Origin of the sequence: Halosimplex rubrum, from assembly GCF_013415885.1 — an archaeon.
In the GTDB taxonomy this organism is placed as follows: domain Archaea; phylum Halobacteriota; class Halobacteria; order Halobacteriales; family Haloarculaceae; genus Halosimplex; species Halosimplex rubrum.
On sequence record NZ_CP058910.1, the window covers coordinates 3,680,694 to 3,702,187 of the forward strand.

General features: G+C 63.6%; 15 protein-coding genes and 3 rRNA genes. 11 read left to right on the forward strand and 7 right to left on the reverse strand.

The genetic code is table 11. The annotated features are described in order from the left end of the window. The first annotated feature begins 29 nt into the window (after window positions 1-29). On the forward strand, window positions 30-353 hold the full coding sequence (locus HZS55_RS18385) for a hypothetical protein (RefSeq protein WP_179909011.1): 324 nt from the start codon (window positions 30-32) through the stop codon (window positions 351-353). Between the two features lie 12 nt (window positions 354-365). On the opposite strand, the gene HZS55_RS18390 is transcribed toward HZS55_RS18385, so the two are convergent. Beyond that, window positions 366-773 (reverse strand): acyl-CoA thioesterase, encoded by a 408-nt coding sequence (locus HZS55_RS18390; RefSeq protein WP_179909012.1) that lies wholly within the window; start codon window positions 771-773, stop codon window positions 366-368. 126 nt (window positions 774-899) lie between these two features. Between HZS55_RS18390 and HZS55_RS18395 the strand changes: the two genes are divergently transcribed. Further along, window positions 900-1,394, forward strand: coding sequence for a DUF309 domain-containing protein (locus HZS55_RS18395; protein WP_179909013.1), 495 nt, complete (start codon window positions 900-902; stop codon window positions 1,392-1,394). A gap of 117 nt (window positions 1,395-1,511) precedes the next feature. Here the strand turns inward: HZS55_RS18395 and rrf are convergent. From rrf to HZS55_RS18410, 3 genes are all read right to left on the reverse strand, one after another. Further along, window positions 1,512-1,633, reverse strand: a 5S ribosomal RNA gene (gene rrf, locus HZS55_RS18400). 140 nt (window positions 1,634-1,773) lie between these two features. Continuing rightward, window positions 1,774-4,694: ribosomal RNA gene (locus tag HZS55_RS18405) — 23S ribosomal RNA — on the reverse strand. Window positions 4,695-5,042: 348 nt separating this feature from the next. Next, window positions 5,043-6,515: ribosomal RNA gene (locus HZS55_RS18410) — 16S ribosomal RNA — on the reverse strand. The 16S, 23S and 5S rRNA genes sit together here, the layout of an rRNA operon. An 843-nt stretch (window positions 6,516-7,358) precedes the next feature. On the opposite strand from HZS55_RS18410, the gene HZS55_RS18415 reads away from it, so the two are divergent. Next, window positions 7,359-8,147 carry a M14 family metallopeptidase gene (locus HZS55_RS18415; protein ID WP_179909014.1) on the forward strand — a complete coding sequence of 263 codons (789 nt, stop codon included), beginning with the start codon at window positions 7,359-7,361 and terminating at the stop codon, window positions 8,145-8,147. 149 nt (window positions 8,148-8,296) lie between these two features. Here HZS55_RS18415 and HZS55_RS18420 read toward each other — a convergent pair whose 3' ends face one another. Beyond that, complete coding sequence (locus tag HZS55_RS18420) at window positions 8,297-8,746, reverse strand: UPF0179 family protein (RefSeq protein WP_179909015.1); 450 nt, start codon at window positions 8,744-8,746, stop codon at window positions 8,297-8,299. Between the two features lie 94 nt (window positions 8,747-8,840). Beyond that, window positions 8,841-9,224 (reverse strand): DUF5820 family protein, encoded by a 384-nt coding sequence (locus HZS55_RS18425; RefSeq protein WP_179909016.1) that lies wholly within the window; start codon window positions 9,222-9,224, stop codon window positions 8,841-8,843. A gap of 505 nt (window positions 9,225-9,729) precedes the next feature. Between HZS55_RS18425 and HZS55_RS18430 the strand changes: the two genes are divergently transcribed. The 8 genes from HZS55_RS18430 (at window position 9,730) to HZS55_RS18465 (ending at window position 20,452) form a co-directional block, all read left to right on the forward strand. Continuing rightward, entirely contained in the window at window positions 9,730-11,796 is a 2,067-nt protein-coding gene (locus tag HZS55_RS18430; protein WP_179909017.1) for a PrkA family serine protein kinase, read from the forward strand. After that, window positions 11,797-14,079 (forward strand): PrkA family serine protein kinase, encoded by a 2,283-nt coding sequence (locus HZS55_RS18435; RefSeq protein ID WP_179909018.1) that lies wholly within the window; start codon window positions 11,797-11,799, stop codon window positions 14,077-14,079. Next, window positions 14,070-15,377: a YeaH/YhbH family protein gene (locus HZS55_RS18440; RefSeq protein WP_179909019.1), complete on the forward strand. Its 1,308-nt coding sequence runs from the start codon at window positions 14,070-14,072 to the stop codon at window positions 15,375-15,377. The genes HZS55_RS18435 and HZS55_RS18440 overlap by 10 nt, the downstream gene beginning before the upstream one ends. Window positions 15,378-15,402: 25 nt before the next feature. Then, on the forward strand, window positions 15,403-17,454 hold the full coding sequence (locus tag HZS55_RS18445) for a SpoVR family protein (protein ID WP_179909020.1): 2,052 nt from the start codon (window positions 15,403-15,405) through the stop codon (window positions 17,452-17,454). Between the two features lie 183 nt (window positions 17,455-17,637). Continuing rightward, on the forward strand, window positions 17,638-18,216 hold the full coding sequence (locus HZS55_RS18450) for a TasA family protein (protein ID WP_179909021.1): 579 nt from the start codon (window positions 17,638-17,640) through the stop codon (window positions 18,214-18,216). An 82-nt stretch (window positions 18,217-18,298) separates the two neighbouring features. Next, window positions 18,299-18,856 (forward strand): signal peptidase I, encoded by a 558-nt coding sequence (locus tag HZS55_RS18455; protein ID WP_246308299.1) that lies wholly within the window; start codon window positions 18,299-18,301, stop codon window positions 18,854-18,856. Beyond that, window positions 18,853-19,782 carry a SipW-dependent-type signal peptide-containing protein gene (locus HZS55_RS18460; protein ID WP_179909022.1) on the forward strand — a complete coding sequence of 310 codons (930 nt, stop codon included), beginning with the start codon at window positions 18,853-18,855 and terminating at the stop codon, window positions 19,780-19,782. The genes HZS55_RS18455 and HZS55_RS18460 overlap by 4 nt, the downstream gene beginning before the upstream one ends. A 289-nt stretch (window positions 19,783-20,071) precedes the next feature. Further along, the gene (locus tag HZS55_RS18465; RefSeq protein WP_246308300.1) at window positions 20,072-20,452 is read left to right on the forward strand and encodes a hypothetical protein; all 381 of its coding nucleotides are present in this window, start codon (window positions 20,072-20,074) and stop codon (window positions 20,450-20,452) included. Here the strand turns inward: HZS55_RS18465 and HZS55_RS18470 are convergent. After that, window positions 20,446-21,051, reverse strand: a complete 606-nt coding sequence (locus HZS55_RS18470) for a hypothetical protein (RefSeq protein ID WP_179909023.1) — start codon at window positions 21,049-21,051, stop codon at window positions 20,446-20,448. The genes HZS55_RS18465 and HZS55_RS18470 overlap by 7 nt on opposite strands. Window positions 21,052-21,494 lie beyond the last annotated feature (443 nt).

Genomic DNA, 21,494 nt, shown 5'->3' on the forward strand with positions numbered 1-21,494 from the left:
CTATCCCTGTCGGAGACGTAGCTATCGACATGAAACACGACTCCGATCCGGAAGCGACCGGGGAACCCTCGACCGCCAGCGACGAAGCCGTCCGCGCCTGGCTCGTCGAACGCACCTACTCTGACGACGAACAGAACATCATCATCCTCGTCTACGCGACGCCGGACGGCCGACGCTACTTCCGCAAGGAGCGCGCGCTGACGAGTTTCACGAACGACGTGCGCGAGACGACCGCCGCCGTCGACGTGCCGCCGAACAACCTCGGCGAAGTTACCGACCCCGACGAGCGCGAGCGCTACGCCACCGAAGCCGCGCGGATGGCCGAGACGTACGACCCCGCCGACACCATCTGAACCGCGGTCGGCTCAGTCCGCCAGTCCCTCGAACTCGCGCACTCGCTCGCGCCAGCCCTCGGGAACCGGTCGCGACTCCCGCGTCTCCGGGTCGACGAACACTAGCGTCGTCTCTGCCTCTGCGACCAACCCGCCCTCCTGTCGGAGTTCGTACGCCATCGTGAAACTCGACTCGCCCATGCGGACGACCGATACCCCCACGTCGACCGTCGTCAGTTCCGTCACCGACGACCGGAAGTCGAGTTCCAGCGACGCGACGACGGCGGTGAACTCGTCGATCTCTTCCAGTCCGAGTACTTCCTCGACGTAGGCGACCCTCGCCTCCTCGCAGTAGGTGCCGTAGACGACGTTGTTGACGTGACCGTACGTGTCCAGATCGCGATAGCGAACGGGGACTTCGTGTTCGAACGAGGCGTCCATGACTCTCCGGTCGGGCGGTGGAGGGTTAACAACCGCGGGTACGTCCCCGAGTCGGATCCACCGCGCCCCGCGCAACCCTCGCCCGGACCGACGGGATTACACCGCGGTAGACCCAAACGGTCCACGATGGACGAACACACCCGGGACTACGGCGTCGGGCCGCCCACCTCGGGCGATCCCACCGGGTGGCGGGCCGACCGCGGCGCGTCCAACGGCTGGGAACACGGCACGCTCCGGCGGGCCGTCGTCCACGGCGTCGCCCTGTTCAACAGCGGCGAGTTCCACGAGTCCCACGACTGCTTCGAGGACGAGTGGTACAACTACGGCCGCGGCTCCGCCGAGAGCAAGTTCCTACACGGGATGGTCCAGGTCGCCGCCGGCGCGTACAAGCACTTCGACTTCGAGAACGACGACGGCATGCGCTCACTGTTCTCCACCGCCCTCCAGTATCTGGAAGGGGTCCCCGACGACTTCTACGGCGTCGACCTTGCCGACGTGCGTGCCACGCTCTCGGCCGCACTCTCCGACCCGACCGCGATCCACGGCTGGCGGATCGAACTCGACGGCGACTACCCAGAAGCGACCGAGCTCGACTTCGCGTACGCCGAAGGGTTGGAGTAACTCGTTCTCGAACGACCGCGACGATAGCCGTCGCTGTTCGGTACGAAAATACGGAACCCCCGACCAGTTGTGACTGGTCGAGGGTAATGAATCCGGCCGAATGTGGCCGGGGATGAGTGGAGGCGGCGAACCAGGTTTCCCAGAGACTCTCGTACTCCAGTACTCGCCGGAACGCAGGCGGGCTTAACGTCCGTGTTCGGGATGGGTACGGGTGTCGCCCCGCCGCTATGGCCGCCCTAACGCCGATCCGCGGAATCGAACCGCGTCCGAACACCGCGTTCGGATACCAGTATCGGTGGTCGATGCGACGACCGCGTGTACGTGCAATCCAGTTTACGCCCGGACCCGAATCATCGGGTACGTATATCAGATACGGAATGATTGGTGGCTTCGGTCGATTAGTTCTCGCGGGCTGAACACCTCGTTGCCTCGGTGCGTACACCCCGAGTCTATCGATCTCGTCTTCTACGAGTGACCTCGGTGGTATCTCTTTTCCAGGTGGGTTTCCGGCTTAGATGCGTTCAGCCGTTACCCCGTGTGGCGTGGCTGCTCGGCAGCGCCCTCTCGGACGACCGATACACCAGTGGCCACCATCCGTAGTTCCTCTCGTACTATACGGACGTTCCCGTCAGATACCAATGACACCCCCAATAGATAGCAGCCGACCTGTCTCGCGACGGTCTAAACCCAGCTCACGACCTCCTTTAATAGGCGAACAACCTCACCCTTGCCCGCTTCTGCACGGGCAGGATGGAGGGAACCGACATCGAGGTAGCAAGCCACTCGGTCGATATGTACTCTTGCGAGTGACGACTCTGTTATCCCTAAGGTAGCTTTTCTGTCAGCAATGGCCCGCATCGAGCGGGCGAATTGGTTCGCTAAACCACGCTTTCACGTCAGCGTTCCTCGTTGGGAAGAACACTGTCAGTCCATCTTTTGCTTTTGCACTCTTCGCCGCGTTTCCGACACGGCTGAGATGGACTTGGGGCGCGCTCGATATCTTTTCAAGCGCGTACCGCCCCAGTCAAACTGCCCGGCTACCGGTGTCCTCCGCCAGGAGTGAGGGTCGCAGTCACTACCGGGTAGTGTTTCATGGATGCCTCGGTGGCCCGCTAGCGCGGGTACCTGTGTAACAGCTCCTACCTACACTGCACAGTAGCGACCACGTCCCAGCGACAGCCTGCAGTAAAGCTCTATAGGGTCTTCGCTTCCCCTTGGGGGTCTCCAGACTCCGCACTGGAACGTACAGTTCACCGGGCTCAACGTTGGGACAGCGAGGCTCTGGTTGATCCATTCATGCGAGTCGCTACTGAAGCGACAAGGTACTACGCTACCTTAAGAGGGTCATAGTTACCCCCGCCGTTAACGGGTCCTTCGTCCTGTTGTACCAGGTGTTCAGATACCCGCACTGGGCAGGATTCAGTGACCGTACGAGTCCTTGCGGATTTGCGGTCACCTATGTTGTTACTAGACAGTCCGAGCCTCCAAGTCACTGCGACCTGCCTCTTTCCGAGGCAGGCATCCCTTCTTCCGAAGGTACGGGACTAGATTGCCGAATTCCCTAACGTCGATTGATCCCGACAGGCCTTGGCTTTCTCCGCCATGAGCACCTGTGTCGGTTCTCGGTACGGACACTGTCCTCGTCTTTTCACGGGCCCCAGGCTAGCCTGACTTTCGCTATCCTACCGTTCGTCCGCTTCGTGCCATTACGGCTTCCACGGAGTTGGACAGTTCGACCGGGCGATGGCCCGGCTCAGGTGAACCCAAGGCGTCGACTTTCAATTGACAGCGGCGCAGGAATATTAACCTGCTTCCCATTTCGTCTCATTCGAATTGCGGTGAGACTTAGGACCGGCTAACCCTCAGCTGACGAACAGTGCTGAGGAACCCTAGCTCTTTTGGCCGTCAGGATTCGCACCCGACTGTCGCTACTACTATGACCAGGATTTTCGTTTCTAATCGGTCCATACGAACTCTCGGCCGTACTTCCACCCGATCAGAACGCCGACCTACACAATCGCTCTGTAACGAGCGTGGTCAGGTATCGGTGGTGGACTTGAGCCCCGATCATTTTGGGCGCCTCAAACCTCGGCCGGTAAGCTGTTACGCTTTTCTTGGAGGGTAGCTGCTTCTAAGCTCACCTCCCGGCTGTCTAGGGCTTGAGACCACCTTCGATCGCACTTAGTCCACACTTGGGGACCTTAACCCGACTCTGGGTTGTCTCCCTCACGGTACACAGGCTTACCCCGCGCACCGAACTCCCCGCGTCAAAAGCGTTCGTAGGTTCGGAGTTTGACAGGACGGCCGACCTCTCTCGAGGGCGGTCCGCCCAATCAGTCTCTCTACCCCACGAACTACCTCGGCAGGGGTAATGCTTCGACATTTGTCGGTCGGAACCAGCTGTTGCCGAACTCGATGGGCCTTTCACCCCTACACGTAGGTCACGTGAGGGTGTTGTAAAACACCAACACTAGCAGACCTCCACGTGCCTTTCGGCACGCTTCGTCTTGCCCACGCGTAGATCGTCCGGTTTCGGGTCGTGTCAGTTTGACTCCCCGCGCTTGAACACGGCGGCCCTGGTGCAAAGCACTGCGGCCATGTCGGTTTCCCTGTGCCTTCCCGGATGAACCGGTTAGACTCGCCAAACGGACACACTCCCTGGTTCGTTTTTCAAAACGTACGACGGAACATCGGCTCCCGTTCGGTCCTACTGGAGGCTCGCGCCTCTATCGTTTTCGAACGGGCCTTTCATGCCCCGTCGCTCCATCGCCACTCGATTTCAGGCCCTGTTTCGCCTCCCTTCTGAGGGTACTTTTCAGCGTTCGCTCGCGCTACTTGTTCGCTATCGGTCTCGAGGAGTATTTAGCCTTGGCAGTAGATGCCTGCCATATTCACGAGGGATTTCCAACCCCCGCTACTCCGGAACCGGCTCACGTCGTACTAGACCTCGGTACGGGGCTTTCACCCTGTGTCGCGCTCCGTTCCAGGAGACTTCGCAAGGTCGTTCGGACGCTGATCGCCGGCCCAATACACCACATCGGCCGAAGCCTTCAGTTTGGGCTGTATCGCGTTCACTCGCGGTTACTGACGATATCTCACTTGATTTCTTTTCCGACCGGTACTAAGATGTTTCAATTCCCGGCGTTCCCCATTGCGCGAAGCAATTGCGGTGGGGATTCCCATTCGGATATCCTGCGTTCTTCGCTTCCATGCAGCTCCCGCAGGCTTATCGCAGCTTGGCACGTCCTTCGTCGGCACTCGAGCCGAGCCATTCACCGAGTGGCATAGTAGCCACTACGTCGGATACACGTATCCCGATGATACGGATCCAGTTGACGTCTGGATTGCACGTACACACGGTCGTCATCGTCCATCTCCGGCGGTCGTCGGAGACAGCATCGAACCCTTCCCAGCCGCGTTTTCACGGGCTGGTGCATCAGTTCGGCGGGCGCGATGCCCGCTTGTATTGACCGACTCGGAGTCGAACCGAGCCACCACGAAGGGTGGGCTGCCAGTCAGCGTCGGTCTTCCCTGTGAAGGGAAGAGCCTTGACAGTTCGGTGCCCGACCGGCGCGGTCGAGTGTCACCGGTGCCTGCCCCGTCAGGGCAGGACTTGTGGGCCGGGGCGACGCCCCGGTCCCGGTCAGTAGGAGGTGATCCAGCCGCAGATTCCTCTACGGCTACCTTGTTACGACTTAATCCCCCTTGCGGAGCCCAGATTCGACCATCGCATGATGGCCTCATCCGGACCCCACTCGGGTGATTTGACGGGCGGTGTGTGCAAGGAGCAGGGACGTATTCACCGCGCGCTTCTGACACGCGATTACTACCGAATCCAGCTTCATGAGGACGAGTTTCAGTCCTCAATCCGAACTACGACCCGGTTTAGGGGATTAACGTCACCTCTCGGTGTAGTTACCCATTGTCCAGGCCATTGTAGCCCGCGTGTTGCCCAGCACATTCGGGGCATGCTGACCTACCGTTGCCCGTTCCTTCCTCCACGTTAGCCGTGGCAGTCTCCGTAATGTACCCAGCCACCACAAGGGTGCTGCTGGCAATTACGGACGCGGGTCTCGCTCGTTGCCTGACTTAACAGGATGCCTCACGGTACGAGCTGACGGCGGCCATGCACCTCCTCTCAACGGCGTCGGGTAAGGTCATCAACCTGACCATCATTACCGTTGTCGGTGCTGGTGAGATGTCCGGCGTTGAGTCCAATTAAACCGCAGGCTCCTCCGGTTGTAGTGCTCCCCCGCCAATTCCTTTAAGTTTCATCCTTGCGGACGTACTTCCCAGGCGGCCCGCTTACGTCTTCACTGAGGCGCGGCACAGGCTCGTAGCCTGCGCCGAACCGAGCGGGCATCGTTAACAGCTAGGACTACCCGGGTATCTAATCCGGTTCGAGACCCTAGCTTTCGTCCCTCACTGTCGGATCCGTGCTCTCGAGGTGCTTTCGCCATCGGTGGTCCGTTCAGGATTACAGGATTTCACTCCTACCCCGAACGTACCCCTCGAGTCTTCCGGTCCCAAGCCGAGCAGTTTCCGCCGGAAGCCCAGAGGTTGAGCCACTGGATTTCCCGACGGACTTGCACGGCAAGCTACGGACGCTTTAGGCCCAATAAAATCGGCCATCACTTGTGCTGCCGGTATTACCGCGGCGGCTGGCACCGGTCTTGCCCAGCACTTGTTCCCGCACCACCTTACGGTGTGGAAAAGCGAGGGCTCTATGCCCTCGCACTCGGAGTTCCCCTATCGCACTGTCGTGCAGTGTAAAGGTTTCGCGCCTGCTGCGCCCCGTAGGGCCCGGAATCTTGTCTCAGATTCCGTCTCCAGGCTCTTGCTCTCACAACCTGTACCGATTATCGGCACGGTGGGCCGTTACCCCACCGTCTACCTAATCGGCCGCAGCCACATCCTACAGCGCCTGAACGTTTCGAACTCGCTGCTATTCCAGCGTGCGAGTCCTATTCGGAATTAGCCTCAGTTTCCCGAGGTTATTCCGATCTGTAGGACAGTTTGGCCACGTGTTACTGAGCTATTTGCCACGGGTCTGAACCCGTGCGACTAGCATGGCTAAGTCGAACTCCGATAGCAATGGCCTCCGGCAGGATCAACCGGAATGTTCCCGGCGAGGCCGGGATCTGGCGGAGACACGCTATCAACGTGTAGCACACGTGCGAACGTGTGCGTGTATGTCTGGTCCGTCAGTCGGCGACACCGTCTCGCACCGCGTCGGGTATCACCGAACTGTCAAGGCTCACATCAGATCCCATCTGTACGGCGGACCGCAGGGGTGGAATCCTCATCGGTCGGACGCCGGGTACCCAGGTGGGTCGCCCGCCGTCCCTCGTGCGGATATCATTGTAGTGGGTTACCCCACTTAATGGTTCCGAAAGACGCGCCCACCTTCGTCCGAAATCACACGACGGCACCGGAGTGACCATCGCGGCCACACCGGGTTTAAGTGTGAGTTCGGGCGTCAGGGGCCGTCCCCGTCACCGCATGTGTCGAGCGTGGCGGACCACGGGTGACCCCGCTTCCACCGCGCGTCGAACGTATTTCATTCGATGGGCGACCACTGTAAAACCCTTACGAAGCGAGGACCGCCATGTGAGGGAAAAACACGCGGTAGAAGCGCTCTCTACCGGGAACGAATGGACGGACTTATGTAGGAGGATCGGCCGAATGGGCGCCGTCAGTGACAGGTCGGTCCCGGAGCGGCGGATCCGATAGCTGTGTCGACAGGAACCGCCGGAGAACTGCCCGTCCGGGACCGGGGCGCGCGGCGCGCGCGCAAATCGCTCCCCCTGGGGACCGCTGGTGGGTCGCATACCCCGGCTTCGCACGGGCCCTCGCGTGCGCGTGGAGTGAGTGAAATCGGGCGACGGTTCGAGTGGGGTCGACGGTCCCGCGGTCGGGACGAAACGCACCACATAAACGGCCGAACCCGTAATATCCGAGCGAATGCGAGTCGAGACGCTGGGAGACGGTGAGCCCGAGATCGCGGTCGTCGGCGGGATCCACGGCGACGAGCCCGCGGGCGTCCGGGCGGTCGAGCACTTCGTGGACCGGCGACCCGGAGTCGCCGAGCCGGTGAAGCTCGTGATCGCCAACGAGGAGGCCATCGAGCGCGGTGAGCGCTACGTCGAAGCGGACCTGAACCGGTCGTTCCCCGGCCGCGCCGACGGGCGGAGCCACGAGATACGGCTGGCTCACGAACTCGGCGAGGAGCTCCGCGGCTGCGTGACGCTGTCGCTGCACACCACACAGTCCTACGGCGGGATGTTCGCGCTGGTCGACGAGGTCCGCGACCTCGCGCGCGAGATCTGTCCCCGCCTGTCGGTCGACGCGGTCGTCGAGACCGGCCACGCCGAGGGGCGGATCTTCGAAGTGGCGCCCGACACCGTCGAAGTCGAGTGCGGCTACCAGGGTACGGAGCAGGCCGCCGAGAACGCCAAACAGGTCGTCCGCGAGTTCCTCGCCGCCACCGGCGCACTCCCCGACGAGGAGACGCCACACCAGACCGACCTGCCGGTGTTTCGGCTGGGTGACTCCGTCCCGAAGACCGCCGCCGAGGAGTACGAGGTGTTCGTCGACAACTTCGAGGAGGTGCTGGCGGGCGAGCGGATCGCGGCCGCCGACGGCGAGGCCGTGGTCGCCGAGGAGGACTTCCACCCCGTCCTGCTGTCGGCGTACGGCTACGAAGACGTGTTCGGCTACACCGCCGAGCGCGTCGGCACGCTCTCCGGCTGAGGTGCGGTCGCCCCACGCTGGGCGAGGCGGTCCTCACGGTCGGTACTCTCGATATTCGTTCTCGTACCCGAGCAGTCACCCGACAGGTGCGGCGAGTTCGACCCCGAGTCGCTGGAGGCGCCCGGGCCCGCCCGCGGGATCGCGCGTCGTCACTCCTCGTGGGCCTCGAACTCGACGGTCGTCAGCTCCCGGTCCATCGCGCAGAAGTCGTGGGGCGGGTCGCCGACGACCGTCTCGATGTGGCGCTGTTCGTCGAAGTCGACCCCCGCGGGCTCGCACAGCTCGTGGCTCGGGCAGTCGGTGTGCGGACAGGGCCCTTCCAGCGAGACCTTGCTGCCGGCGTAGGCGCCCGCGCTCGCGACGTTCGCGCGCGCGGTCGCGGGGACGACATCGACGGCGACGACGCCCGAGTCGTGGACGCCGCAGTCGAGCGTGCTCCCGTTCTCGCGGACGGAGTCGACGCGGTAGCGCCGTCCCTCGGTGAGGGTGAGACACTGGTCGCGGTACGGACAGCCGTCGCAAGCGCTCGCCTCGCCGCGGTAGACGAACTCCCGGCCGGGTTCGGCCAGGCGGGACCCGACGAGCGTGAGTGTCGACATACGTGCGGATTGACGGCGACGCGGATTAAGTTTCCCGGCCGAGCGACGGCGAACGAATTCGGAGGTCGGAGCGGCCCGGCGGGCGGTTCGGCGGTCAGTCCGTGCGACCGGTCAGTTCGTCGAGTTTCGCGAAGTAGTCCTCGCGAGGGACCTGGTAGATGTCGCGGTAGTCGACGTCGCCCGCGGCGAAGCGCTCGGCCAGCCCGACGGCACCGGCCTCGGCGGCGTCGCGGGTCTCGAACTCGTCGGGCGAGCGGTTCACCTCGGGTTCGAGGTAGAGCGTGACGACCCACGGGTCGCTCGGTCGCGTCTGAGTCCCCGGGTGCCGACTGCGGCGGCCCTTGGTGAGATAGAGGGTAGGCAGACACGGCGCGGGGAACGCCGCACCGTCGAACACGTCCGGCCGGTAGGCCAGCACGACCTTCTCGCGCTCCTCGGACCAGACCACCCAGTCGTCGGCCAGCCCCTCGAATGCCATGTCCCCCGGTCGGCGCCCGCGACCCAAGAGTGTCGCGGTCGAACCGCGTCGCGGATCTCCGGCCGAGGACGCTGGAAGCGCCGAGGGTCGCACATCATTTATATATTCGCCCGGCCGCGCGTGGTTTCGAGTAACACGAACCGGACGCATTCGTGCTATTTTCGAGATAGACGTTTCGGAATTAACGGGGATAAACGTCCGAGTCGCGGAAAGGCTTATGCGTCGGCAGAACTCATATATTATTAGTATCGGTGGTTGCTCCACGGTACGCTGCCCGAGACGCCGTAGGGTCGCCCGCGCGATTCGCGGTCGGTAGGTGTTCACACGTGACAATAGACTCGCCCCGGCGGTTTCGACGGTCCCCAGTCGTCGAGCGGTGCCGGCCGGAGGGGAGTGGGCGGTCCCTGGAGCGATGCGCCGGACCACGAGCGGCCTTCGCCGGTCGCGACCGTCAGCACGAGCGCGCTGACGCAAGTACAGTTCGACGCGAACTGTCCGTGATAGCATGACACAGGAAACCCTCGAAGAGCTGAGTCGAGAGTACAGAGACACGATCCCCGCCGACCTGCGGGAGTACAGGTCGTTCGACGCGTACCTCGACCAACTCTACGACGAGCCCAAGATCGCCCGCAACGCCCACCAGCGCGTTGCCGACATGTTCGACTACTACGGCACCGAGTACGACGAGGACGCCGGCGTCGTCGAGTACGAACTCGCCTCGGAGGACCCACTCAACGACGGCGAGAACACCTTCTACGGACGGATCGTCCACGAGTCGATCCACGAGTTCGTCAACAAGGTGAAATCCGGCGCTCGCGGGCTCGGCCCACAGAAACGCATCAAGCTCCTGCTCGGCCCGGTCGGCTCCGGCAAGTCCGACTTCGACCGCCAGGTGCGTCGCTACTACGAGGACTACACCCGCTCGGACGCCGGGCGGATGTACACCTTCCGGTGGACCAACCTCTGCGACGTGATCGGTGACCAGGACCCGGCCGACGACACCGTCCGCTCCCCGATGGACCAGGACCCCCTCGTGCTCCTCCCACAGGAGCAGCGCGACCGGGTCATCGAGGACATCAACGAGGGGCTGGACGCCCCCTACACCATCCGCAACGAGCAGGCGCTCGATCCGGCCAGCGAGTTCTACATGGACCGACTGCTGGCCCACTACGACGACGATCTCCAGCAGGTGCTGGAGAATCACGTCGAGATCGTCCGGCTGGTCGCCGACGAGAACATGCGCCAGGCCATCGAGACGTTCGAGCCCAAGGACAAGAAAAACCAGGACGAGACCGAGCTCACGGGCGACGTGAACTACTCGAAGATCGCCGTCTACGGCGAATCGGACCCCCGGGCGTTCGACTACTCCGGGGCGTTCTGTAACGCCAACCGCGGCATCTTCTCCGGGGAGGAACTGCTCAAACTACAGCGGGAGTTCCTCTACGACTTCCTGCACGCCACCCAGGAACAGACGATCAAGCCGAAGAACAACCCCCGGATCGACATCGACCAGGTGATCGTCGGGCGGACGAACATGCCCGAGTACAAGGACAAGAAGGGCGACGAGAAGATGGAGGCGTTCAACGACCGCACCAAGCGGATCGACTTCCCGTACGTCCTCCAGTACGAGGAGGAGGCGAAGATCTACCGGAAGATGCTGAACAACGCCGATCTGCCCGACATCATCGTCGAGCCCCACACCCTCGAGATGGCCGGCCTGTTCGGCGTGCTCACCCGCATCGAGGAGCCCGACACCGGGACGGTCACGCTCGTCCAGAAGGCCAAGGCATACAACGGCGAGATCGACGAGGCCGAGGACATCGACGTGAAGAAACTGCGCGACGAGGCCGCCGAGAAGGCGGAGATCGGCGAGGGCATGGAGGGGGTCTCCCCGCGGTTCATCGGCGACGAGATCGCCGAGGCGATCATGGACTCGATGCACCGCTCGCGCGATTTCCTCTCGCCGCTGACCACCTTCAACCACCTCGAAGCCAACATCGAGAACCACGGCTCGATCCCCGAAGACCGGTTCGAGACCTACCACCGCTACCTCGAACTCGTCCGCGAGGAGTACAAGGAGCGGGCCATCGAGGACGTGCGCCATGCGCTGGCCTACGACGTCGACGAGATCCAGCGCCAGGGCGAGAAGTACATGGACCACGTGATGGCCTACATCGACGACGACACCGTCGAGGACGAGATCACGGGCCGCGAGCAGGAACCGGACGAGCAGTTCCTCCGGGGCGTCGAGGAGAAGCTCGACCTGCCCGAAGACAGGAAAGACGACTTCCGCCAGGAAGTGAGCAACTGGGTCTCGCGACGCGCGCGCGAAGGAGACACGTTCAATCCGCAGGACAACGACCGCCTGCGCCGCGCCCTCGAACGGAAGCTTTGGGAGGACAAGAAGCACAACATCAACTTCTCGGCGCTGGTCTCGTCCGGCGAGATGGACGACGACGAGCGCAACGAGTGGATCGACGCGCTCATCGAGCAGGGCTACTCCGAGGAGGGCGCGCGGGAGGTGCTAGAGTTCGCCGGTGCGGAGGTCGCAAAGAGCGAGATGGAGGAGTAGATGAGCGGCGAACAGTTCATCGATGAGGCCGACCGGTCGCTCGACCGCACCTACGAGGAGCCCCGGAGCCTCGCCGAGTACGTCGATCTGGTGTTCGAGCGACCGGGACTGGCCGCCCACGCCTCGAAGTACCTCCTCAGCGCCATCGAGGCCGCGGGCACCCGCACGGTCATCGAGGAGGGCGACCAGAAGGAGCGCTACCGCTTCTTCGACGACCCTCACAACGACGGCGAACACGCCATCCTCGGCAACACCGAGGTGCTCAACGCCTTCGTCGACGACCTGCGTTCGATCGCCGCAGGCCGCGGGAAAGACGAGAAGATCGTCTGGCTCGACGGGCCCACCGCCACGGGCAAGTCCGAGCTCAAGCGCTGTCTCATCAACGGGCTCCGGGAGTACTCGAAGACCGACGAGGGGCGGCGCTACACCGTCGAGTGGAACGTCGCTGGGGCCGGCAGCAGCGGCGCCGGCATCACGTACGCCGACGAGCCGGTGGCCGACGAGGACGACTGGTACGAGAGCCCCGTCCAGTCCCACCCGCTCTCGGTGTTCCCCGAGGACGTGCGCGAGGGCCTGGTCGCGCAGTTGAACGAGAACCTCGACGACCACATCCCCGTCCGCGTCGAGAGCGAACTCGACCCGTTCTGCCGGGAGGCCTACGACTACCTGGAGGAACATTACCGCCGTCAGGGCGTCGAGGCGCTGTTCTCGGCGATCACCGACCCCCAGCACCTCCGCGTGAAGAACTACGTCGTCGACGTGGGCCGGGGCATCGGCGTCCTCCACTCCGAGGACGAGGGGCCGCCCAAAGAGCGGCTGGTCGGCTCGTGGATGCGCGGCATGCTCCAGGAACTCGACTCCCGCGGCCGGAAGAACCCACAGGCGTTCTCCTACGACGGCGTCCTCTCGCAGGGCAACGGTCTCCTGACGGTGGTGGAAGACGCCGCCCAGCACGCCGACCTGCTCCAGAAGCTGCTCAACGTTCCCGACGAGAAGTCGGTGAAGCTGGACAAGGGCATCGGGATGGACATCGACACCCAGATGATCATCATCTCGAACCCCGACCTCGAAGCGCAACTGAACCAGCACGCCGACCGGGAGGGCCAGGACCCGCTGAAGGCCTTGAAGCGCCGGCTGGACAAACACGAGTTCACCTACCTCACCAACCTCTCGCTGGAGACCGAGCTCCTGCGTCGGGAGCTGACCGACGAGACGGAGGTGTGGGACGCCGACTCGTGGAGCGAGCTGGAGGAGTGGATCCAGGAGCCGCTGACGGTCCACGTCCGCGACGAGCACGACGAAGTCCACGCCAAGGAGCTCGCCCCCCACGCCCTGGAGGCCGCGGCGCTGTACGCGGTCGTCACCAGGCTCGACGTGAGCGACGTGCCGGGCGGTCACGACCTCGTGGACAAGGCCCTGTTGTTCGATCGGGGCTACCTCCAGGAGGGCGACGAGCGCGTCGACGCCGACGAGTTCGAGTTCACCGACCAGGGGACCGACGGCGACCACGGCATCCCGGTCACGTACACGCGCGACGAGATCGCCGACCTGTTCCACGCCGAGCAGGACCGCCACCACGCCGACCTCGACGTGGAGCATGTCGTCATGCCTCGCGACATCCTCAACGCGATGGCCGAGGACCTGTCGACGGCGCCCGTCTTCTCGAACGCCGAGGCGGCGGACTTCGAGGAGCGCGTGGTTCCGGTGAAAAACCACGTCTTCGGCGAGCAGGAGTCGGACGTGCTCGACGCGATGATGCGCGACAAGCGGGTCGACGAGGCCACTGTCGAGGAGTACATCGAGCACGTCTACGCGTGGTCGACCGACGAGCGGATCGAGAACGACCGCGGCGAGCACGTCGACCCGGACCCGCTGAAGATGAAGGTGTTCGAGATCGAGCACCTCGGCCGGTTCGACGACGACGACTACGCCGGCAACCGCCCCGGTGACGCCGTCGAGGCGTTCCGCGAGGACAAGATCATCACCGCCCTCAATCGCCACGCGTGGCAGCGCCGCGACGAGGAGTTCCGCGTCGCGGACGTCTCGCCAAAGGAGATACCGGTGATCCAGACCGTCCTCGGGAGCCACTCGTGGGACGACGTCAAGCGGACCTACGAGGACTTCGACCCCCGGCAGTGGGACGAGCCGCCGAGCGGCACGGAGACGGCCGACCTGAAGGCCGAGACCGTCCAGAACATGCAGGAGATGTACGACTACAGCGAGGCGTCGGCCGAGCTGACCAGCCGCCACGTCATGAGCCAGGTGAGTTACAAATGGGACTGAGAGACGACCTCGAACGCTACCGCGAGGTCGGCGAGGACCGCCGCCAGGACCTCTCGGAGTTCATCCAGTACGGCGACCTCGGACAGAGCCGCCCGGACTCGGTCCGGGTGCCGATCAAGATCGTCGACCTGCCGGAGTTCGCCTACGACCAACGGGACCAGGGCGGGGTCGGCCAGGGCGACGCCGAGGAGGGCGACCCCGTTGACGCCGAACCCCAACCGGGCGACGACGGCGACGACGACGGCGACCCCGGCGAAGAGGGCGGCGAGCACGAGTACTACGAGATGGACCCCGAGGAGTTCGCCCAGGAGTTGGACGAACAACTCGGCCTCGACCTCGACCCGAAGGGCAAGAAGGTGATCGAGGAGACCGAGGGCGACTTCACGGACATCACCCGGTCGGGCCCCACCTCGACGCTGGACTTCGAGCGGCTGTTCAAGCAGGGGCTCAAGCGCAAGCTCGCGATGGACTTCGACCGGGACTACGTCCGCGAGGCGCTGAAGATCGACGGCTGGGGGCCCGCGAAGGTCTTCGAGTGGGCCCGCGGCGAGAACATGCCCGTCTCCCGCGCCTGGATCGACGAGGCCTACGACGAGATCCACGGCGACGAGCGGACGACGTGGGCGAACCTGGAGGAGATGCAGGCCGAGACCGAACGGGTCGACACCGCCCAGCGCATCCGCCGGGAGGGTATCGACGAGGTGCCGTTCCGCCGGGAGGACGAGCGCTACCGCTACCCGGAGATCGTCGAGGAACGGGAGAAGAACGTCGTCGTCGTCAACATCCGCGACGTGTCGGGGTCGATGCGCCAGAAGAAACGGGAACTCGTCGAGCGAACCTTTACGCCGCTGGACTGGTACCTCCAGGGCAAATACGACAACGCCGAGTTCGTCTACATCGCCCACGACGCCGACGCCTGGGAGGTCGAGCGCGACGAGTTCTTCGGCATTCGGAGCGGCGGCGGCACGCGCATCTCCAGCGCGTACGAACTCGCCGCCGAACTGCTGGAGGAGTACCCCTGGAGCGAGTGGAACCGCTACGTCTTCGCCGCGGGCGACTCCGAGAACTCCAGCAACGACACCGAGGAACACGTCGTCCCGTTGATGGAACAGATCCCGGCGAACCTCCACGCCTACGTCGAGACCCAGCCGAGCGGGAACGCGATCAACGCGACCCACGCCGAGGAGGTCGAGCGGAGCTTCCGCGACGCCGACGACGTGGCCGTCGCCTACGTCTCCGGCCCGGACGACGTGGTCGATGCCATCTACGACATCCTCAGCACGGAGGACGACCAATGAGCGGACCGACCACGGAGAGATCACGATGAGCAGACCGATAGACGACCGGATCGAGGCCCAGCGGATCGCCGCCGACCTCGAGGAGCCGGTCGACGAGGCGAGCAATCTCGCCCGCAAGTTCGGGCTCGACCCCTACGAGGTGAACTACTGGATCGTCGACTACGACGAGATGAACGAGCTCATCGCCTACGGCGGGTTCCAGCAGCGCTACCCCCACTGGCGGTGGGGCATGCAGTACGACCGCCAGCAGAAACAGGGGCAGTTCCTCGGCGGCAAGGCCTTCGAGATCGTCAACAACGACGACCCCTCCCACGCCTTCCTCCAGGAGTCCAACACCCTCGCCGACCAGAAGGCGGTCATCACGCACGTCGAGGCCCACGCCGACTTCTTCGCCAACAACGAGTGGTTCGGCATGTTCGCGGGCTGGGCGTCCCAGGGGGACGCCGACGGCGCGGGCGGCGAACGCCGCACGCGGAGCCCCAACGCCGCGGCCATGCTCGCCAGGCACGCCGACGCCATCGAGTCGTTCATGACCGACCCGGAGATCGACCGCAGCGAGGTCGAGAAGTGGATCGACAATATCCTGACGCTGGAGGACAACATCGACCAGCACGCCCCCTACGAGCCCATCGACACGCGGATCGACCTCATCGACGAGCGCGACACCGCCGACGTGGCCGAGCAACTGGAGGAACTCGATCTGTCCGACGAGGTGAAAGGCCAGGTGTTCAGCGAGGAGTGGCTGGAGGCCCAGTCCGACGACGAGGAGGGCGCCACCTTCCCTGCCGAGCCCGACAAGGACGTGCTCGGGTTCCTCCGCAAACACGGCATGCAGTACCGTGAGGACGCCGCCAGAGCCGACGAGATGGCGGACTGGCAGAAGGAAGTCCTCGAGATGCTCCGCCGGGAAGCGTACTACTTCGCGCCCCAGAAGATGACGAAGGTGCTCAACGAGGGGTGGGCCAGTTACTGGGAATCCACCATGATGACCGGCGAGAACTTCGCGGGGGACGACGAGTTCGTTCTCTACGCCGACCACATGGCGAAGGTGCTGGGCTCGTCGGGGCTGAACCCCTACAAGCTCGGCCTCGAGATCTGGCAGTACGTCGAGAACACGACCAACCGCCGCGAGGTCGTCGAGCACCTGCTCCGCACTGAGGGAGTCACCTGGCGCAACTTCCACGACACCGTCGACTTCGAACGGGTTCTCGACCTGATCGAGCCCGACCCCGAAGTGGCCTCGGTGGTCGACCACCTCGACGAACTCGACCCCGACGACCCGCGGATCGACGCCGACGCGCTCGAAGCGGCCAGAGCCGGCGATATCGACGTCGAGACCTACCCGTGGAAGGTGCTCACCTACGAGGGGCTGGCCGAACGGCACTACTCGCTGACCAAGCCCCAGAACCGCGGCTTCGTCTCGCGGGTCAGCCAGGAGGAGCTCGAACGGGTGTCGCGGTACATGTTCGACGACTCGCGGTACGGCTCCGTCGGGGACGCGCTGGCGGACATCGACTACGCCCGCGGCTGGGACCGCATGCGCGAGATCCGCGAGTCCCACAACGACGTGACCTTCCTCGACGAGTTCCTCACCCAGGAGTTCGTCGACGAGAACGACTACTTCACCTACGAGTACACCCAGTCGACCGGCGACTACCGCGTCACCTCGACGGACTACACCGACGTGAAAAAGAAGCTGATGCTGCAGTTCACCAACTTCGGCAAGCCCACCGTCGTCGTCGAGGACGGCAACTACAACAACCGCAACGAGTTGCTACTGGCCCACCAGTACAACGGCGTCATGCTCGACCTCGGGCAGGCCGAGGACACGCTGCGGCGCGTGTTCGAACTCTGGGGTCGCCCGGTGAATCTGAAGACCATCGTCAAGGAGTTCGACGAGCACGACGTGGAGGTCGCCAAGCGCCGGGACCGCGAGCCCGAACCCGCGGAGGTGGGCCGGCTGATCCGCTACGACGGCGACGAGGTCACCGTCGAGGAACTGCCGTGGGACGCCGTCGACCACCTCGCGGCCGACGACATCGACTACGACACCAAGCCCGAAGAGTGGCTGGCCTGAGCGTCCGGCCGCCGTCCTTCGTTCTCGCGAACTGAGAACCGGCTATCAATCGCGACATTAGTGCGTTTTCACACCGAGAGAAAGCCACTAGGCTTTTATTTCCGTAGATGTAGTAGCGAGTTACAAGCCGATGCCAGGGTGGGTGGGCACCGATAGCCCCTGGGTCCCTGGCGGGTGATTCAGATGACAGACGAAGACAACAGCAAGACGATAGAGCTCAATCGACGGCGCGTTCTGGGTGGTATCATCACGGTCGGCGGCGCTGCGGCTGCCGCGGGTGCGGGGACGACCGCATTCTTCAGTGATAGCGAGTCCAGTGAGGACAACACGGTCACCGCCGGTACACTTGACCTGACGGTCAACGATGGCGATAGCTTCAGTTACTCGGTCGGTGATATCGCTCCAGGAGACCCTTTCGAAGTCACTGTCAACCTGTCGAAGTCGGGGATCGACGCCGACCGGATCGTCGTCGGAACGTCCACCGACCAAGGCGAAGCCGAAGTGAACCTGGCCGACCGGCTGGTCGTCGATGCCGTATCCTGGTCGGGTACCATCGAATCAGGCGGAACACCCGACAGCGTTCAGTCGATGGCGGATACAGACATCGTCCTCGACGCCTCCACGATCAACAATGGGTCAACGGGGGAACTGACCGTCTCCGGGACCTTCGACCAGAACGCGGGCAACGACTACCAGGGCGCCTCAGTCGACATCGACCACACGTTCACGCTGTATCAGGACAGCACCCAGGTCAACGGCTAACGACGGCCAATCGCAGTGACGTGGCCGCTTTCGGTAGCGAGTGAGATAATCGGACAGCACCACGCGAGCGGACGATCGCTCGATGCAAGACACAGAAATGGACTCACCACCGATAGACCAACTTGACCGTCGAAAGGTTCTACACGTTGGCGGCCTCGTCACCGGACTGATCATTGTTGGTGTGTTCCTCGCCATCGCGTTCCCGCAGGTTGCGGGCGCCGACGGGAGTTACGTCGTTACCTCAGACAGTATGTCGCCAGCGATCAACGCGGGTTCGGTCGTCTTCGTAGACGGGCTGCCGGCCGATGAACTGTCGGACGGTGACGTGATTACCTATCAAATTTCAGACGAACGAGTTACACACCGGGTAGTTGCGGTCCGCGAGACCGACGACGGTCGTGAGTTCAAGACAAAGGGCGATGCTAACGAACAGCCGGACCCAGGCTGGGTCCCGGCCGATCGCGTTATCGGCGTCGTCGCTTTCGCCGTCCCGCTGGTCGGCTACGTGGTGAGCTTTGCAAACTCGGATGCAGGACTACTCGCGCTCGTGGTGATCCCGGCGGTACTGCTCATCATCTCCGAGTTGTGGGACCTGTTCCGGGCGCCACCGAGCGAGTCTGAAGACGGTGTCGGGCCATGAAGTGGTCAGTCAGCCCACGGACTGTCACAATCACGGTGATCGCAGTGGCGGTACTCTCGGGAGGTATCGGATCCTCTGTGACTCATGCATACTTCACCAGCACAGAGACTGGCAGTGGAACGATTAGCGCGGCCGATTCGTTCGGGGGCAGTTCGCCTCCAAGCGATGATGTCGCTTGGGACGACGCCGACGGAGACGGGCAGTACGACGAGGGCGAGCGGACGTACTCGCCGAGCGAACTCGCTAACTTCGACAATCAGTCGTCGAACCTCGTTATCCCCGAATCGGTGGGTACCGTCGAGACATCCGGGAGCGAGAACATCCAAATAACGGCGAAGAGTATCACAAGCGAGGTGAAAATCGAGGCGAAAAACGGCGATGTCAACCTGAACGCGAAGAACGGTAACGTCGATCTATCCGGGTCAGTCGTGTCCAAGACGGGTTCCGTAGACATCGACGCTCAGTTCGGAGACGTCTACCTCGAAGGGGCGACGTTGGATTCGAAAAATCGGAACATCGATGTGACTGCCGGTGGCCTCCTCGATATCGACGGAGCGACGATCGATACCAACGCCCAGATCACTCTCCGTGCACAGCAGATCTCGGCACGGGACGCGACGATCTCCTCGAAAAACGGTAATATCGCGCTGAGAGCCACGGAGAACGGGGGTGGCGAACTTGACGCCACTGGGGCGACGATGGACACTAACGGGCAGATCACACTGCGCTCCGGGGCAGACCTGCGGCTCGAAGACGCGACGCTTTCGAGCAAGAACGGCGATGCGACGGCGGAGGTGGGTGCAAGCAGTGATACCCTCTACGTCGAGGGCGCCACGATTCAGGACAAAGACGATACGCTCCGGTACTCGCCGGGTGATACGACGGTAGACGGCACTCCCGCATCCGGATCGACTCAACCCAATTGAGGCTCGAACGGGAACGCGGCCGGACCCTGCATACCTGCAACTCGCCGACGTGTTTTTCGTTCCCACGTCCAATACCGACTCATATCAGAGCTTGGAATACAACGTGCATCCTGACCACGACCCTCCAGAAGCGCATCCGCCCTGCACCCCTAGCCAAAGATAGTATTACCGGCATTTGCGGTAGATCTCGATTCGAGATGTCCGGTATTCGTATCGTCGGATCCGTTTATTATCTATATCGATAATTTGGTGACGACCTATTTGTATTCGGATGGCAGACTAAGTTGTAATGGCAACAGCGGACGCGTCCTGGCTCGACTTCGACGGGGGCTTGTCAGACACTTCGCTGTTCGACGAGGTATCGTTCTCACGAATTTGGTTACTCGCGGTCGCGACGTACGGCGTCGGTGACGTGGTGACCACCATCGCGCTGGTGTACTTCAGCCCGCTGCACACCGAGGCGAACCCTGTCATCCGGCAGGCGATCATGGCCTTCGGCGGCGGCGGCTTCCTCGGGCTCAAACTGCTGGTCATCTACGCCTGTATCGGCATCAGCCTCTGGGCGGGCGTCGGCGACGACGACCGGCTCATGTTCTACGCGCCGCCGATACTGCTGGCGGTCGTCGGTCTCTACACCACCGTCCACAACCTCGGGATCCTCCTTCACTGAGACGGCGCGGTCCCGTCGACCGACCGGAGGGTGAACCCGATGTCGAAGGAGACCGAGTCGCTCTGCACTTCGTTGCCCGTCTCGGCCGGGAGCCGCCACTCCATGACGATCGTCACGTCTTCTCCGGCGGCGAGGCCGTCCCCGATCGTCCGGTTCCCGGCGTCGAGGCTCCCGAGCGGGACGAACCCCCCGTCCCCGTAGACCTCGACCGTCTCCCCGTCCGGGAACTCCGCGGAGACGCGGACTAGCAGGTGCTCGTCGAGTTCACCCACGCCGGGTGAGTCGTCGACCGGCGACTCCGGTGGGAGGATCCCGTTCTCGTCGCTCTCGACGTCGAGGTCGGTGACGCTGAGTTCACCGGCCGCGCCGCCGGTGTTTCGGAGTCGCAGACGGGAGACCCCTTCGTCACCGGGGACGACGCCGTCGGCGCGGAGCAGCGTCGCGTTCGCCACCGTCGTCAGCGAGACGTTCCCCGTGGCGTTCGGCGCGGGAGCCGGGGTCGCCGACGGAGTCCCCGGCCCCGGCGACCCGTCCGGGAAGCCGTCGAGGACGAACGTCCCCAGCCCGCCACCGACGAAGACGAGCAAAAGCAGTAGCAACAGCAGGAGGATTCGGCGCCGCGAACGGCCTTCATGCGACGGTGGATCGTCCCCGGTAGCGCCCGTGTCGGTCTCCGCTCCCGCCGGCTGTTCGCCGTCGGAAGCCGAGTCCGCCGGAGCCGAATCCCCCGACTGCGAGCCGTCCGGAGCGTTCTCCGGTCCGGGTTCCCCGGGCGTACGCTCCGGTGACGGCTCCACTGGGGTGCCGTCGGAGTCATCGGGTCCGTCAGCTGGCGCCATCGCCGTCACCTCCCGGCGGAGCGGCCGAGCAGTCGCTGCTTCGGCCGGCGCGCGCGACAGCTCGTACCGCACCCTGCATCGTTTCTGACACTCACCCGAACGCCGGGCCACCGCCCGTCGACCATCGGGTCCGGACCCACCCGCCCGACGATCGTGTCGCCCGAAGCGATCTGATACTGATCAGGTGAACGGAGCTTAAATGA